The organism is Rhizobium sp. IBUN, from assembly GCF_000510625.1.
Classification (GTDB): domain Bacteria; phylum Pseudomonadota; class Alphaproteobacteria; order Rhizobiales; family Rhizobiaceae; genus Rhizobium; species Rhizobium altiplani.
This window is the reverse complement of the sequence record NZ_AZNV01000045.1, coordinates 1-14972: the sequence shown is the minus strand read 5'-3', so window position 1 is coordinate 14972 and position 14972 is coordinate 1. Positions and strand designations below refer to the sequence as shown.

Genomic DNA, 14972 nt, shown 5'->3' with positions numbered 1-14972 from the left:
CGACGCACATTGACGGAGGTCAAGGATCCGCCTGTGCCTCCTGGTGGGTCAGCCACATTCCCGGAAACATGGGCATCCAGAACGACATTCCTCGGAAGATCAGCGTGGCAGCAAGAGCGACTTCGATGCTGACTCCAAGCAAGTGGAGGACCGCGACGCAGCCTCCTTCGAACGAACCCAGGCCGAGCGGGATAGGTGAGACGGTAGCAACGACCGACGCGAGAACGAAGGCCAGAAATGCAGGAGTGGGGCCGATACTTGCGCCGAGAGCTCGCACGGAGAACCAGAGCGTGGTGGCATCCAGAACGAAAATCGCCAGTTGAAAGAAGATTGTCGGGCCTAATACTTTCGGATCGCTAGCGATGTCGGTCCGAACCTGTGCAAGCGCTTTTGCAAGGCGTGCCATCAGCGGCGTGCGCAGCAGAGACCTTGGGATCCAACGGCCCTTCGTAACCGTGACGGCGACCAGGCAAACGGTGATCACGATAATGATCGCGGCAAACATGATCGAGAGCCATTCCCACGTGTCGCTGAGATCACCGGTCGACCACAACAGGGCGAAGGCAAGCCCCGCCATCAGAAGGTAGGCAGCGTAGTAGGAAAGGGCGGCGACCAGCAAGGCGGTTATGGCGATGGACGAGGGGATCCGTCGCCGCACTAGGCCGCGGGCAACCAGCAGACTTCCGCTCAGACCGCCTGTCGGGATCGCCTGATTGGCGAAGAGTTCCATGACAGCCAGTTTGAGAAGGTCCGCGAGTCGAAGCTGAAAACCTGCGCGCCTCGTGACCATCTGCCAGACGGCGGCGGCGCAGGCGTAGGTCCCAAGCTGACAGGAAAAAGCCGCGGCGATCCAAAGCGGACTCGCCGCCTTCAACACAGCCAACAATTCGGCGATATCGGCGAAATGCAGCAACAGTCCCATAACGCTGGCAAATATCAGCGCGCCAGCGAACCAACCGACGATCGTACGTGCGGAAGATTGCTCAGGTTTCAGAAGCAGGTCGTCCGACCCCGCCAAATGTCCCTTCGCGTTAGCCAACGGTCGCCTCCGTGGTCGCCGCCGTCTTGGGATCGCCAGCCTTGCGTTGAAGTGGCGGAAAATCCTCAGGCGTGATCGTCTCGTGCTCGAGCAGCAGGTTAGCACCGGCGGTCAGGTCCTTCATTCTCGTTGACAAGAGCTTCTTGGCGTCTTCGAACGCGCCATCGATCATGTCGTGGATGGCGACGTCCACCTGACGGGCCGTAGCCTCCGAATAATCCCTGTCATGCAAACTGGGGTGGCCGTCGTTCAGCCATTGAAGTTGGCGAGGCTCCAAAACGGCTTGCCCGACCTCGCTCATGCCGAACCGTGTGACACATTCTCTGGCTATATCGGTCGCCTTTGCAAGATCGTCAGCAGCGCCCGTCGAAACCTCGTCGAAGACCAGAGCTTCCGCCGCCCTCCCGGCGAGCAGCGCGATCATCCGTTCCTTCAGTTCGCTCGCGGTGATCAAGAAACGATCTTCTGTCGGCCGCTGCAGCGTGTAGCCGAGAGCGCCGATCGACCTCGGGATGATCGACACCTTTTGAACCGAATCCGTCTTCACGAGCGAGGCCGCAGCCAGGGCGTGCCCCATCTCGTGATAGGCGACCCGTCTCCTTTCGTCCGGCGTGAGCATTCGACTTCGGCGTTCGGTTCCGACGATGATCCGCTCAACCGCCTGTATGAAGTCCGCCATGGTAACAGCGGCCGCGTTTCGGCGCGTAGCACATATGGCCGCCTCGTTGACGAGGTTTGCCAGGTCCGCTCCTGTGAAGCCGGGCGTCAGGCCGGCGACGTCGTCCATGTGCAAGCCGGGCTCGATTGTTACCTTCTTCGCGTGCACCGACAGGATTGCCGCCCGCCCCTTACGATCGGGTCGTTCAACCACGACTTGTCGGTCGAAGCGTCCTGCCCGAAGAAGTGCCGCGTCAAGGATCTCGGGGCGGTTGGTTGCGGCCAACAGCACGATGCCGACGCGCGGGTCGAAGCCGTCGAGCTCGGACAGAAGCTGGTTGAGGGTCTGCTCCTTTTCATCGTTCCCGCCAAACCCGCCGACCTGGCTTCGAGCACGTCCAAGTGCGTCAAGTTCGTCGATGAATATGATGCATGGCGCGGCCTGACGAGCCTGCTGAAAGAGATCGCGCACCCGCGCGGCGCCCACGCCGACGAACAATTCGACGAACTCCGATCCGGAGATCGAGAAGAAGGGGACGCCGGCCTCTCCCGCGATCGCGCGAGCCAGAAGCGTCTTGCCCGTTTCGGGCGGCCCGACGAGCAGGATGCCCTTTGGAATGTGAGCGCCGAGACGCCCGTAGCGCTCCTTGTCCTTTAGAAAAGACACGATCTCCTGCAACTCGGCCTTTGCTTCGTCCGCACCGGCCACATCGTCGAAGGTGACGCCGGTTGCGCGTTCCATATACACCTTCGCCTTCGACTTCCCGATGCTGACGAGGCCTCCCATGCCTTGCTGTTCGGCGATCCCACGAAAGATGAAAAGCCAAACACCGAGCAGCAGGAGCGTCGGGACTGCCCAGGAAAGTATCATAGTGATCCAATTGTTGTCGGTGCCACCAGAGACCTCGACGCCGGCTTTTTCGAAGACTTCGGCGGCAACCGGATCGACGCGAGCGGAGACGAAATGAGTCTTGCCGGACTGCGATTCCTTGAAGACGCCTTCGATCGTGGTTTCCGTCACTGTCACCGACCGAACCTTGCCTTCGGCGACCATCCGCATCACGTCGCTGTAAGGCACATGCGCAACATTGCGCGAGGCCAGCCAGAATGCGACCGATCCCCAGATCGCCAAGGCAGCGACCAGATATGCGATCCGTATCACCCTCTCGCGTTTCATCGCGGTTCCGCCTAGCTGTTTCCTCACGGCCTCTTTGCATATCCGCTCCATGAATTCCTTGATCTTGGTCAAGGTAGGGCCGCCTTGCGAGCAATTGGCGAGAGGTGACGACCGCAGTTTCCTCGCCGAATATTGACACGGATCAAAGACGGGCGAGCGACCGGCCGTAATATTTCTGCGAGGAGGAAGTGTGTCATGTTTGCAAAGATTCTCATTCCAACGGATGGATCCAGACTTGCGGTCACGGCCGCGGAGAACGCGGTGGCGTTTGCCAGAGACGCGAACGCATCGGTCGTATTCGTCTGCGTCATCGAACCATTTCGCATCTTCACAACGGACAGCGATAAGCTGGCGGCCAGCCGGGAAGACTATGACCGGTTGTCGGATGAACAAGCCGTCCAATTCCTTAACGAGGTCGAGTTGCGCGCTCGTCATCAGGGAGTTACCTGCTATACTGCCAAGCTCCGGAGCGATGAGGTGCACCAAGCCATCATCGAAACAGCCGTTCTTCATGGATGCGATCTGATCGCAATGGCATCGCATGGCCGCGGAGGTGTCGCTGCGTTGATCCTCGGCAGCGTTACGAACAAAGTCCTCAGTCATTCGCGTATCCCCGTGCTCGTATATCGATGAAGGGATCGGGGATTTTATCCGCTAACGGGAGAACCGAAATGATCCAAGACGGTGACCATATCCATCCCATCCCCTCACATCTTCCCGCTATTGCGGCTGCGGAGGCGCTTCTGGAGGCAGGCGTCGGCTTCCAAGTGCAGGTTTTGAACGCGACGTCGCGCCTCCAGATCGAGTCCTTCAATTTTCTGATGCGCCGTTACCAGCAGCAGGTGAGGCTCGTTGGTGATCTCGTCGGCAGCGCAGGGAGCAACGACGCTCTTGACGTCATGGGCGATTTCGTTCGAGTTGCTAAAATCGACTACGCCGCCGAAGTGAGCAATATGCTCATGATTGCTTCGAAGCTGGCCTCCGAGGCAGCACATCGCATAAATGAGGAAGCTGACTCCGAATTCGAAGACATGGCTGCTCGAACTGTCGCCTAATTTGGCCTTCCTTTGTATTGACGACATGTCAGGAGGATGCCCATGCAACGACCTCGCAGGCCTAATTCGCCGGGGTGGTGTTTGGCTGGCGAGCATTTACGGTGCTCGCGTCGCGGATAAGCTCGTACTTCACTTGGGTGACCTTCAGGTCGCGATACCAGTCGACGAGCGCTCCCCAAGGATCCGACACTTTATTGAGGCCCGCAATGAAGGCGACGACTGTCCCAATCTCGATCTTGCCCGTTATGACGTAGTAACCGCCGAGCGCGAAGATTCCTGCATAACCGAGCTGAAACATCAGGTTCATCAGGAAATTGAGCGCGTACTTCAGCCTGTAGATGCTCATGTTGGTCGAAAACAGGCGCTGGACGCGGGCTGCCTGATGCCTAGGCGATTTTGGAGAGGTATGGTCGACCATCTCCTCGCTAAGGTGGCGCATGACAGTAATCTTCGTCTTGACCCGCTGATTGATGAGCCCTTGGAGAACAGGGACCAGGACGGACTGCGGGACGAATACGGCGATGACGGCCAGAGCGAGAAGGGGCTGGAGATAGATCATGTAGCTGCCGACTGCGAGGAGGATGCCTGCCTGGAGAATCGGCTCGGAGATGCTGGTGCCGACAAACCCGCCCACAGGTTCCGCCTCCGCGAGCACGATCGACATTTCGACGCCTTCGGCCAGGGTCGTAAGCTCCTCAGGATGACACTCTGTCGTATCAATGACCGTCATTCGAAGCCATCGAACGGCGACCTCTCCGATCCAGCCGCGGTAGATGTTCAACACGAGCTTGATCCCGCCTTCGCTGAGGACGAGCGCCAGGTAGACAAGCACGAAACCGAGGATCGTCCTCAGGGTTGCCCCCTGCGTCGCGCCGTTTACGATCCGCCGTTGAACCTCGAGCGGCAGAATTCCCACGGCGAACAAGAGTACCGATAGTAGCACCAGCAACGCCTGATGGCCCCGTCCCATCATCAAGATGAAACCGGAAAGTCTCCGCGGCATAGGGTCTTCTTTGCGAGATCGCATATCCGCCTCCATGTCTTCCTGTGCGGCTGCCTTGTGTAGTCTGCCCTCAAATCCCATCGCGCGTCCTCCTGAGAGGGCATTCAGCCAGATCTTGGCCTTCGTTTCATTGACCCACCGCAATTTCGTTGCCGACCCGCTGTTCATGCCGAAATCGGTATCTACCAGCCCCATCGTCTGACAAACCAGACCTTCGCCAGATGCGCGAGGGTTACATAGACAATGAGGATTGCCGCCAGCATTGGCCAGTACAGAAGTGGCAGGGACACGAAGCCCAGCGCGCTTCCGGCGCCAGTAAAAGGCAGGAAAATACCGGCGCCCGCGATGAGGAGGCTCGTCGTCGCCAGGGCCGGGCTGGCTGAACTTTCGATCATTGGAATGCGGGAAGTCCGTATGACATGTATAATCAAAGTCTGCGTCAGCAGCGACTCCACGAACCATCCCGTTTGGAACAGGGCGGGGTTCGCCCAGGCCTTGAACACGACCAGCATCATGGCGAACGTGAGATAGTCGAAGATCGAACTGACTGGGCCGAGCACTAGCATGAACCTGAAGATACCAGCTATGTCCCACCGCCGCGGCGATGCAACGTATTCCTCGTCGACGGTATCGGTCGGAATAGCAGTCTGCGAGAGGTCGTAAAGCAGGTTGTTGGTGAGAACCTGGATTGCTGTCATTGGCATAAATGGCAGGAAGATGCTGGCACCAAGGACGCTGAACATGTTTCCGAAATTCGAGCTCGCGCCCATTCTGATGTACTTGGTGATGTTTGCGAACACCTTGCGCCCTTCGATGACGCCCTCTCGCAGCACCAGCAGGTTCTTCTCCAAGAGGATGATATCGGCCGACTCCCGAGCTATATCCACGGCGCTGTCGACCGAGACGCCGACGTCCGCGCTCTTGAGCGCCGGTCCGTCGTTGATGCCGTCCCCGAGGAACCCGACCACGTGACCGCTCGCCCGTAGGAGCCGGACGATGCGCTCCTTCTGACTTGGAGTGAGCTTCGCAAAAACCGTTGCAGACGCTGCCCTGACCGTAAGCTCGACGTCCGTCATTGCGGCGAGATGCGGGCCGAGAAGGATGTCCTTGGCCGGGATTCCGACGTCGCCGCAGATCTTCCGTGTGATGACCTCGTTGTCTCCCGTGAGTATCTTCACGCGGACGCCGCTGGCTTCCAGCGCGGCGATAGCCTTTGAGGCGCTCTCCTTTGGCGGGTCGAGGAACGAGATGTAGCCGAGCAGAACGAGGTCGCTTTCGTCTTCGACGCCGTAGTCCGGCTTCGTCTCGCTGATTTCCTTGTAGGCAACCGCGACAACACGAAAGCCGCTCTTGTTCAGCAATACGGTCTCCTCCTTGGCCGTCTCCAGGTGCCCCGCGTCCAGGATTCCGATGTTTCCGGCATCTTCGTACCGCGTCGAGACCGCGAATATCTCCTCGATTGCCCCTTTGCAGATGAGAATGTGCTTGTCGCGCCTGTCGGAGACGATCACAGACAGCCGACGACGAGAGAAGTCGAATGGGATCTCGCCGATCTTTTGGAAATGCTCGTCGACTCCAAGAGCTTCGTGGACGTCGCCGTGCTCCAGAACGGCGACATCAAGGAGGTTCTTCAGTCCTGATTGAAAGTAACTGTTGAGGTAGGCGTAGTGCAGCACGCGCGGCGAATCCACGCCATGGATATCGACGTGCTGCTTCAGGATGATCTTGTCCCGCGTCAGCGTCCCGGTCTTGTCGGTGCAAAGCACATCCATCGCGCCAAGGTTCTGGATCGCGTCCAGACGCTTGACGATCACCTTGGATCTGGCCATCGCCAGCGCGCCCTTGGCAAGGTTGACGGTCACTGCCATCGGGAGCATCTCGGGCGTCAGCCCAACTGCGATCGCCACGGCAAAGAGCAGAGCCTGCAGCCAGTCTCCCTTCGTGACCCCGTTAATGAGGAATACCGAGGGGCCGAGAACGAGGGTCACGCCAACCATCAGCCAGGTGAAGCGCCTGATCCCGCGATCGAATGCCGTCTCCTCCTGCTGCGCCACGACCTTTTCGGTCAGCGCTCCAAAGAAGGTGCTTGCCCCTGTTCGGATCACCAAACCTCGACCGAACCCGCTGACGACGTTCGAGCCCATGAAGCAAAGATTGCTCCGGTCAAGGGGACCCTCTATCAGATCGTGGGAGGGAGTAGCTTGCTTTTCGACTGGCATTGCCTCGCCAGAGAGCGCCGACTGATTTACATGGAGGTCCGTGGCCTCGAGGAGGCGGAGATCGGCAGGTATGAGATCGCCCGCCGACAGTGCCACGACGTCTCCGGGTACGAGGTTTTCTACCGCGATATCTTCAGTTCTGGGATGTGTCTTGCTTGGACGCAAAACGCTTACTGTTGTCCTTACCATCGCACGGAGTTTCGCGGCGGCCTGGCTGGAGCGATGCTCCTGGACGAATGCCATGCCCACGGAAAGAACGACGATCGCAGAGATGACGATCGCAGCCCGGATATCTCCGAGGGCGTACGACACCAGGGCGAGTGTCAGCAGTAGGGCGTTAAGAGGGCTCTTGGCACGTGACCAGATCTCGCTGAGCAGTGGCACGCGCTGCTCACGACTGACCACATTCCGGCCGTATTGCTCTCGCCGAAGTCGAGCTTCAGCGGACGAGATGCCAGAATGGCCCGAACGAAGCAGCTCGCAAGCTTTGTCCTGCTGGCACTCGCTCATCATCCCAAGGTCTTCGAGAGGAGGTGCGGGCGAGGAGATCGCGTCGGCAATCCGCCTTCCCGCTCTCACATTCATCATGCCGCTCGAGCCTCCAATTTCTTCGCGAGACCGCTAGCCGGAAACTAGTCAAAGGTCATGAGCTGATGTCTGTCCCCGGCGTCGATAACTTCGATGGCGAAGACCTTTCCATCGTCATCCTGTATCGAGATCTTCTGCGGATGATCGACGACGTGGGTCATACCCTTGACCGATATTTCAAGAGCGTCTTCCTTCGGTTCATAGGTGGCACCAAGTAGGGGTGCCGATCTCACCAGGACCTGGTCGCCAATCGTTGCACCGAGGACTTCGACCTTGATTTCCTTGCCTTTCACTTCCTTGTGAAGGCGCGAGAAATAAGCGGCCCATTCGGATTTTGGGAGCACCTTAACGCCCATTACTTCATCTCCTTCTGTTAGGTATCCTGCTGCCGAGAGTAGAGCTTCTGTTGTGCGCGATGTGTGAAGGGGCATCATCTTACTCTTGCCTCGAGCGACGCCCGCGTCCTGAGAAAGCGGAAACGCCTGAAAGAACGACCATGATGCCCCCCACGACAACGGCGGCCCCGGTTGCTGCAGTCGGGTCTGTGGACGGCTCGACGACCCACGGCAAGACCATGAGCCAGATCCCGAGTGCAAACTCAACAAGGGCTTCCCATTTCCCAGGAAGCAAAATGCCTGCGACTGCGGTCGCCCCGGTTGCCAGGCCGGTCAGAAGAAAAGCCCACGCCGTCGTGTCGCCCGCCATGGGGTCCCCGAATGTCGACGGTAACAACCACGGGACTGCGAACACCAATGTTCCCAGGGTAACCATTATCGGATCCTGCCAGCCTGGTCCGTCCATTGAATTCTCCCACGGCCGAGTTTGTGACCGGGTCAGGATAGAACTCCTAGCTCATAGTACATTGCGCTCGATCAAAATGAGGAATCTATGTGGGAAAATCCGAGCGCGCCAAGGGCACTGCGCGCCAAACACCACGGTCGACGCAGTGGATTGAGTAATGTCGTGCTTGGGAATTGGCGCCGCTGCTTTTCAGGAGAACCGATCTGAGTAAACGTCGCACGACGCGGACCGTCATTCTGTTGGCGTACGCGCAAAAGAAGGCCCCGCGGACGCGGGGCTGAGTTGTTTGGACATATGAAAAGGCACCGCTGGCCACAACAGGAGTGCAAGCGTACCAACCATCTAAGTACGATCGCCTGGTTCGGTTCCAAAGCCAGGACGCATTTCTCTTCTCAACCCGCCGTGATCTCGATCTTCCGATCGTTTCTCTTGGCATTAGGCGTCTTGGGCAGCGTCACCTTAAGGACACCCTTCCCGAAGGCGGCGCTCACCTTGTCTGTATCGACGTATTCCGGAAGCTGGAAGGAGCGCTGGAAGGAGCCGTAGTGACGTTCAGAAACGTGATACGATTTATCCTTCTCCTCCTTCTCCTCGGTCTTCTCGCCGCGGATGGTCAGTACGCCGTTTGCGAGCTTGACCTCGATGTTCTTCTCGTCGAGGCCGGGGACTTCCGCCGTGATTTCAAGGGCGTCTTCCTTTTCGACGACATCAACGGCGGGTGACACCACCCATCCGCCGTTCGATCCTCCAGGTGTGCGTCCCAGCAATGGCCGGGCCAGAGGGCGCCACAAGGAGGGACCAAAGTCATCGAACAGGCGGTCGATTTCCATGCGAAGGGACTCGAAGGGCGACCAGATGCCGCCTTGAGCCGGAGCGGGGGTCTTGGATTCTGTCTTAACGGGGAATTTGTCAGGCATGATCATCTCCTGTCTTCCAAGGTCCGGAAGCCGGATCCCACTGCAGTTGCTTGTGCTCGACATCGAGCGCGATGATCAAAGCACGTTCTACAGCTTCGAACTTTGATTCCGGTCAAAGAACGAGCTAGCTGTGTTCCGCGGACCATAATTGTTGTGTCCAACCCAATGCTCAGCCCATACTCGAAGCGACGTCAGGCAGGTTTGATTGCTGCATTTGGTTGATCCTGTGGCGCTTTCGGGCAGTCCGCTTCCGCTCTGATAGCCTCAACGACAGCCAAGCTGCGAAGGGGTGAATCCACGATCTTGCTGGTCGCTGCCTCTGGGAGCATCGCGGCCCATTGAACATTGACACATGTCAATGCGCACCTGTTCTTCAATGACCAATAAGGGGCTTTGTAGAGAAGTGACCTTGACGGATCAGTGGACCTACCATGGAGATTGGAGGACCAAACGATGCAATACGACGATAGACGCAGACTACTCGAGGATCGATACATTCTTGATTTTGAAAGGCTGTTGGAGGTGCGGTCGCGTCGAAATTGGCTCCTGGCGCAGTGGGTATGCAGTTTGATCGGACGAAATGACAGGGATGCTTATGTTGCCGAAGTCATGGAAGCAGGCAGTTCGGCGGCGGGCGACGAAATCGTTCTGAAAAAGGTCCTGAAAGACCTTACAGAAGCTGGCGAGGACGTCGGGGAGTCGGCCGTACAGACGAAGATGCATGAACTGATGTTTGCAGCCGCCGAGGATATGGCGCGCGAAAGCGGAAAGGCTGGAAAATCGCGCTCGCCCGCGTAACGCCCATGTGGGGTTACGGATGGACGGCGAGGCCCGCAGCCTTGATCTGGTAACTCGGACACGAGGCGATTACAGGCGCAAGGTGCCATTGGCGGCGGCAGGAATCTCATGAGCGCGGCTATATGGCATCAACGACAGAAGCGTTCAAAAATAATCCTTGTGGTCTGAATGACTATTGGGTTCTTGATCTCCGCGCTTATTGCGGGATATCGCGGCAATCTTCCGGATTTCTGCACTCTCGGCATTGACGAACATCAATGTCGCATCGTGCAGTTGGCATAAGCTGCCGATGGTTTCGCGTGAGCTTGAGGCAATACGGACGGTCCGATCGTGACTCGAGCGAATCCACCTGGATGGGAGGAGACACAATGGACGGCGTTTCAATCATCTGGCTTGAGGATGTGAAACGAGGCGACATTGCCAGCGTAGGCGGCAAGAATGCGTCCCTCGGGGAAATGATTGCCACGCTCTCTCCCTATGGCATCAGGGTGCCAAGCGGCTTTGCCACGACAGCTGAGGCCTACTGGCGCTTCATCGACGCCAATAATTTGCGTGCGACGATCAGCACGTTCCTGGAAGAATGGGAAGCCGGCAGGAAATCGCTGGCGGAGACCGGCGTCGCAATCCGTGGGATCATTCTCCAGGGCCGATGGCCTCCTGAAATCGAGAGGGAGATCGTTGATGCCTATCGCAGCCTTTCGCGCAGGCTCGATGTTGAATCACCCTCGGTCGCTGTCCGTTCCAGTGCCACAGCAGAAGATCTACCGACGGCCAGCTTCGCCGGCCAACAGGAAAGCTTCCTCAATGTCGTCGGAGAGCAGGCGCTGATGATTGCCTGTCGGCGATGCTATGCCTCGCTCTTTACTGATCGCGCCCTCAGCTATCGCAGGGCAAATGGCTTCGACCATATGAAAGTTGCATTGTCGGTGGGTATCCAACAGATGGTTCGCTCCGATGTCGGTGGTGCAGGGGTAATGTTTTCGATCGAAACGGAAACAGGCTTCGACAAGGTCGTTCTGATCAATGCGGCCTGGGGGCTTGGCGAATATGTCGTCAAGGGTGTCGTCGATCCCGATGAATATCGCATTTTCAAACCGCTGCTCGCCGACCCGGCCCTCGTGCCGATCATTCAGAAGAAGCGCGGCTCGAAAGCTCGCAAGCTCACTTTTGGCGACACCTTCGAGCCTACCCGAGGCGTGTCGACGTCAAAGGAGGAACAGGCGACGTTGGTGCTTGCTGACCCTGAGGTGCTGACACTTGCGCGCTGGGCAGCGGCAATCGAGGAACACTACGGCTGTCCGATGGACATCGAATGGGCGAAAGACGGCCGGAACAACGAGATTTACATCGTTCAGGCAAGACCCGAAACTGTTCAGGCAAGAGCCGCCGCCGGACTGTTTCCTGCCTATTATCTTGGCAGGAAGGGGCGCCTGCTGACAAAAGGTCTTGCGATAGGCAATGCGATTGCGGTGGGTCCTGTTTGCCGCATCGAGCGTGCTGCCGATATCAACAGATTTACCGACGGTGCTATCCTCGTCACCACTACCACCGATCCGGATTGGGTCCCGGTGATGAAACGGGCCTCGGCCATTATTACCGATCATGGAGGGCGGACCTCGCATGCGGCGATCGTCAGCCGGGAGCTTGGTGTTCCTGCGATCGTCGGCGCGGAGAATGCAACGAACCTGCTTCGGACTGGCGAAATCGTGACCGTTTCCTGCGCCGAAGGTGACGAGGGCTTCGTTTACGAAGGCCGCGCGGAATTCAAGGCGGAGATGATTACCCTTGCGGATATTCCGGCAACACGGACCAAGGTTATGCTGAACCTTGCCGATCCGCTGTCCGCCTCCCGGTGGTGGAAACTTCCAGCGGATGGGATCGGGCTTGCGCGCATGGAATTCGTGATCACCAACGCCATTCAGATCCATCCTATGGCGCTCGTGCAGTTCGACCGCCTCCGCGATCAATCGGCAAGGCGAAAGATTGCCGAATTGACATCGGGTTACGCGGACCGGACTGAGTATTTCGTGGAGCAACTGTCACGTGGCCTAGCCCGCCTGGCAGCCTTCGCCTACCCCAAACCCATCATTGTCCGCATGAGCGATTTTAAGACCAATGAGTATGCTGGTCTTTGCGGCGGAGCCGAGTTCGAGCCCAAGGAAGAAAATCCGATGATCGGCTTTCGCGGTGCGTCTCGCTACTACTCGCCAAAATACCGCGACGGTTTTGCGCTTGAATGCCGTGCGATAAAGCGCCTTCGTGAGACGATGGGCTTTAGAAACGCCATTGTCATGGTCCCTTTCTGTCGCTCGATAAAAGAAGCTGAAAAGGTCTTGAAGGTAATGGCCGACAACGGTCTCGAGCGGGACGTGGACGGACTTCAGGTCTATATGATGTGCGAGATACCATCAAACGTGATTCTTGCGACGGATTTTGCGAAGCATTTCGACGGGTTCTCTATCGGCTCCAATGACCTCACTCAATTAACCCTCGGCATCGACAGGGACTCGGAAGATCTCGCATCCTCCTTTGACGAACAGGACGAGGCTGTGAAATGGATGATTGCCAAGGTCATTGACGATTGTAAGAAAGTCGGGACAAAAATCGGACTTTGCGGACAAGCACCAAGCGACCACCCTGAATTTGCGGCTTTCCTGGTCAATTGCGGAATTGGTTCCGTTTCGGTTACACCCGACAGCTTTGTGGCTGTGAAACGGGCGGTGGCGACTGCGGAAAAAAATGCGGGGGCACTTTAGAAAGGGCATCAATTCTTTCTTGACACGGACTCAAGTTGAGTTGCTTTGCCGCCACAATCAGTAGTGCGCGCGTTACACCTGTCCGCCAATAAAGCACCGCAGTATATTACAAATGAGGTTGTCATCACGCCCGCCTTCGCTCTTCCGGCGGAAAACATCTCTTCCACATATGCAACCGCCAGGCCTGGCAAAAGCCCCGAGACTTGACGACTTGACATGAACCGCCTTAGGTCGAACCATGCCGAAAGAGCCATGAATATCGCTAGGCGGGTCCATTCCATAACTGCATACCGATCCACGGCCCAACGCCTCCTCGCGGTGATAGCAGCCGTGCTCTGGGTCCTTGGAACGGTAACCGGCCGCACTCAGGATTTGACGATCCGGTCGGTCATTTCCCGAATGTAACGCACGCTCAGGCGCTGGTTGCCAGGAACTTCGAGCGGCATGGTCGCAATTGGTTCGCCGATCGGCTTGGCGCCAATGTCCACATCGATTGGTATGCCTATAATGCCGGCTCCAGCGCGATGGAGGCGATCTTTGCGGAAAGCGTCGATCTCACTTATGTCGGGCCGAACCCTGCGATCAACGCATACGCCCGCTCGGGAGGGCGGGAAATCCGCATCGTCGCCGGCGCAATGAACGGAGGGTCGGCGCTCGTCGTTTAGCCGGACGAACAGCTTGCCGAACCAACTGATTTCCGTGGCAAGCGGATCGGCACACCGCAATTCGGCAATACGCAGGATGTCGCCGCGCGGGCGTGGCTTTCGACAGGCGGGCTGCGAGTCACTCAGGCGGGCGGTGACGCGCATGTCGTGCCGACGGCAAATCTGAGCAATTGTCACTCTTCAAAGCCCGGCAACTTGATGCGGTCTGGACGGTGGAACCATGGGTCTCACGCCTAGAAATGGAGGCGGGCGGCAAGGTTCTGGTCGAGCAGAAGGAGGCGGTCGCGACGGTGCTTGTCGCATGGATGGACCTTTCGGCGCACTCGACGCAATGACGCGAGTACACCTCTATGATGACGTTCAGCGCATTTGGAGCCACAGCCACAGGACAATCGTGTTCGTCACGCACAATATGCGCGAGGCGGCGTGTCTGGGTGATCGTGTGCTCTCGCGACCTTCAAGTGCAGCACCGACGGCCGATCCATCCAGTCTCCAATGTGGCCCACAATGATGCATTGGGCGGCATCCACGCCTGGGACCGCGTTGGCGATGGCGGCCGCGATCCACTGAGCGAGGACAGTGAAGATTCTTCCGGTGTGCGTAGCGGAATTTTTGCCCGCCGCCGCCTCGATGCTAATGGTCCGACAAGGTGTAATCAGGCCCGTTGGCCCGGCTTGCCTCGCCACACCTGGCCGTCGTCTGCGGGCTCAGCAGCATGGCTGATGTTCTTTCTGGGCCGACGTCGTCCACGCATTCAACTTCCTCTCACCATCTGGGCTTCAGAGCCTCCCGGACCGGGCGATTGCGCGCACGAGGAGGAGCGTAAACCAAAGCGCGAGAGTAAAGGCGAACGCCGCAAATATCGGGATATCACCAAAAATACGCGGTCCCGCGGCATCCATGAGTAACGATCCGGACACAAAGAGGCTCGACGCTATAAGGCCGAGCACGAGCCGGTTGCTGCTCCTGTCGAGGTGCTCGTGCAGGCCCTTCAGTTCGCGCACATGCAGGCTGAAACCCAGGTCGCTGCCTTCTCGAGCAAGCTGGTGGACCCATGTGCTGAGCATCGACGGCAGGTCGCGCGCGGTGGAGGAGGCATCGAGCCTCAGGCGATTGATCGTGGTTGTCCAGTCGGCCTGCTTCAATGCCGCTTCTAATACGCCCGGAGCCTTGGTCTGCAGGGTCTCAAGAAGTTGGAAATCAGGATCGAGGATGCGCACGGTGTGTTCGGCGAGAAACATCGCCCGCATTAGAATGAGAAGGTCAAGCGGGACAAAGACATTCTGCGCCTGTCCGA

The 14972-nt window shown here is 58.1% G+C and carries 13 protein-coding genes and 1 pseudogene; 5 read left to right on the top strand and 9 right to left on the bottom strand.

Annotated elements, in window-relative coordinates; all coding sequences use genetic code 11:
• Positions 1–19: 19 nt before the first annotated feature.
• Positions 20–1039: a lysylphosphatidylglycerol synthase transmembrane domain-containing protein gene (locus tag RHIBUN_RS0127630; protein WP_037217735.1), complete on the bottom strand. Its 1020-nt coding sequence runs from the start codon at positions 1037–1039 to the stop codon at positions 20–22.
• A complete protein-coding gene (gene ftsH / locus RHIBUN_RS0127625; RefSeq protein ID WP_025662058.1) occupies positions 1032–2873 on the bottom strand; it encodes an ATP-dependent zinc metalloprotease FtsH in 1842 nt (613 codons plus the stop codon). Before ftsH ends, RHIBUN_RS0127630 begins: the two co-directional genes overlap by 8 nt.
• A 195-nt stretch (positions 2874–3068) precedes the next feature.
• Between ftsH and RHIBUN_RS0127620 the strand changes: the two genes are divergently transcribed.
• Together RHIBUN_RS0127620 and RHIBUN_RS0127615 are read left to right on the top strand one after the other, a co-directional pair.
• On the top strand, positions 3069–3506 hold the full coding sequence (locus RHIBUN_RS0127620; protein ID WP_025662057.1) for a universal stress protein: 438 nt from the start codon (positions 3069–3071) through the stop codon (positions 3504–3506).
• 38 nt (positions 3507–3544) lie between these two features.
• Positions 3545–3928 carry a hypothetical protein gene (locus tag RHIBUN_RS0127615; RefSeq protein WP_025662056.1) on the top strand — a complete coding sequence of 128 codons (384 nt, stop codon included), beginning with the start codon at positions 3545–3547 and terminating at the stop codon, positions 3926–3928.
• Positions 3929–3989: 61 nt separating this feature from the next.
• On the opposite strand, the gene RHIBUN_RS0127610 is transcribed toward RHIBUN_RS0127615, so the two are convergent.
• From RHIBUN_RS0127610 to RHIBUN_RS0127590, 5 genes are all read right to left on the bottom strand, one after another.
• The gene (locus tag RHIBUN_RS0127610; protein WP_025662055.1) at positions 3990–4931 is read right to left on the bottom strand and encodes a hypothetical protein; all 942 of its coding nucleotides are present in this window, start codon (positions 4929–4931) and stop codon (positions 3990–3992) included.
• 182 nt (positions 4932–5113) lie between these two features.
• Complete coding sequence (gene mgtA / locus RHIBUN_RS0127605) at positions 5114–7738, bottom strand: magnesium-translocating P-type ATPase (protein ID WP_025662054.1); 2625 nt, start codon at positions 7736–7738, stop codon at positions 5114–5116.
• Between the two features lie 44 nt (positions 7739–7782).
• Positions 7783–8094 (bottom strand): DUF5335 family protein, encoded by a 312-nt coding sequence (locus RHIBUN_RS0127600; RefSeq protein WP_025662053.1) that lies wholly within the window; start codon positions 8092–8094, stop codon positions 7783–7785.
• A gap of 79 nt (positions 8095–8173) precedes the next feature.
• The gene (locus RHIBUN_RS34125) at positions 8174–8539 is read right to left on the bottom strand and encodes an SPW repeat protein (protein ID WP_025662052.1); all 366 of its coding nucleotides are present in this window, start codon (positions 8537–8539) and stop codon (positions 8174–8176) included.
• A 392-nt stretch (positions 8540–8931) separates the two neighbouring features.
• Positions 8932–9456: an Hsp20/alpha crystallin family protein gene (locus tag RHIBUN_RS0127590; protein ID WP_025662051.1), complete on the bottom strand. Its 525-nt coding sequence runs from the start codon at positions 9454–9456 to the stop codon at positions 8932–8934.
• A 453-nt stretch (positions 9457–9909) separates the two neighbouring features.
• On the opposite strand from RHIBUN_RS0127590, the gene RHIBUN_RS0127580 reads away from it, so the two are divergent.
• Together RHIBUN_RS0127580 and ppsA are read left to right on the top strand one after the other, a co-directional pair.
• Positions 9910–10254 (top strand): ATPase inhibitor subunit zeta, encoded by a 345-nt coding sequence (locus RHIBUN_RS0127580; protein ID WP_025662050.1) that lies wholly within the window; start codon positions 9910–9912, stop codon positions 10252–10254.
• Between the two features lie 368 nt (positions 10255–10622).
• On the top strand, positions 10623–13010 hold the full coding sequence (gene ppsA / locus RHIBUN_RS0127575; RefSeq protein WP_025662049.1) for a phosphoenolpyruvate synthase: 2388 nt from the start codon (positions 10623–10625) through the stop codon (positions 13008–13010).
• Between the two features lie 365 nt (positions 13011–13375).
• Here ppsA and RHIBUN_RS37600 read toward each other — a convergent pair whose 3' ends face one another.
• Complete coding sequence (locus RHIBUN_RS37600) at positions 13376–13852, bottom strand: hypothetical protein (RefSeq protein WP_245271735.1); 477 nt, start codon at positions 13850–13852, stop codon at positions 13376–13378.
• Between RHIBUN_RS37600 and RHIBUN_RS37595 the strand changes: the two genes are divergently transcribed.
• The gene (locus tag RHIBUN_RS37595; protein WP_245271734.1) at positions 13846–14010 is read left to right on the top strand and encodes a hypothetical protein; all 165 of its coding nucleotides are present in this window, start codon (positions 13846–13848) and stop codon (positions 14008–14010) included. The two genes, RHIBUN_RS37600 and RHIBUN_RS37595, sit on opposite strands and share 7 nt — an antisense overlap.
• 444 nt (positions 14011–14454) lie before the next feature.
• On the opposite strand, the pseudogene RHIBUN_RS34120 reads toward RHIBUN_RS37595, so the two are convergent.
• A pseudogene (locus RHIBUN_RS34120) lies at positions 14455–14972 on the bottom strand (AarF/ABC1/UbiB kinase family protein); the annotation flags it as partial.

What these genes read in the sequence shown, in the direction of transcription:
- RHIBUN_RS0127580 (WP_025662050.1), top strand. Translation starts at nt 9,910, where the DNA reads ATGCAATACGACGATAGACGCAGACTACTCGAGGATCGATACATTCTT.
- ftsH (WP_025662058.1), bottom strand. Translation starts at nt 2,873, where the DNA reads ATGAAACGCGAGAGGGTGATACGGATCGCATATCTGGTCGCTGCCTTG.
- RHIBUN_RS0127610 (WP_025662055.1), bottom strand. Translation starts at nt 4,931, where the DNA reads ATGCCGCGGAGACTTTCCGGTTTCATCTTGATGATGGGACGGGGCCAT.
- ppsA (WP_025662049.1), top strand. Translation starts at nt 10,623, where the DNA reads ATGGACGGCGTTTCAATCATCTGGCTTGAGGATGTGAAACGAGGCGAC.
- RHIBUN_RS0127615 (WP_025662056.1), top strand. Translation starts at nt 3,545, where the DNA reads ATGATCCAAGACGGTGACCATATCCATCCCATCCCCTCACATCTTCCC.
- RHIBUN_RS0127620 (WP_025662057.1), top strand. Translation starts at nt 3,069, where the DNA reads ATGTTTGCAAAGATTCTCATTCCAACGGATGGATCCAGACTTGCGGTC.
- RHIBUN_RS0127590 (WP_025662051.1), bottom strand. Translation starts at nt 9,456, where the DNA reads ATGCCTGACAAATTCCCCGTTAAGACAGAATCCAAGACCCCCGCTCCG.
- mgtA (WP_025662054.1), bottom strand. Translation starts at nt 7,738, where the DNA reads ATGATGAATGTGAGAGCGGGAAGGCGGATTGCCGACGCGATCTCCTCG.
- RHIBUN_RS0127600 (WP_025662053.1), bottom strand. Translation starts at nt 8,094, where the DNA reads ATGGGCGTTAAGGTGCTCCCAAAATCCGAATGGGCCGCTTATTTCTCG.
- RHIBUN_RS34125 (WP_025662052.1), bottom strand. Translation starts at nt 8,539, where the DNA reads ATGGACGGACCAGGCTGGCAGGATCCGATAATGGTTACCCTGGGAACA.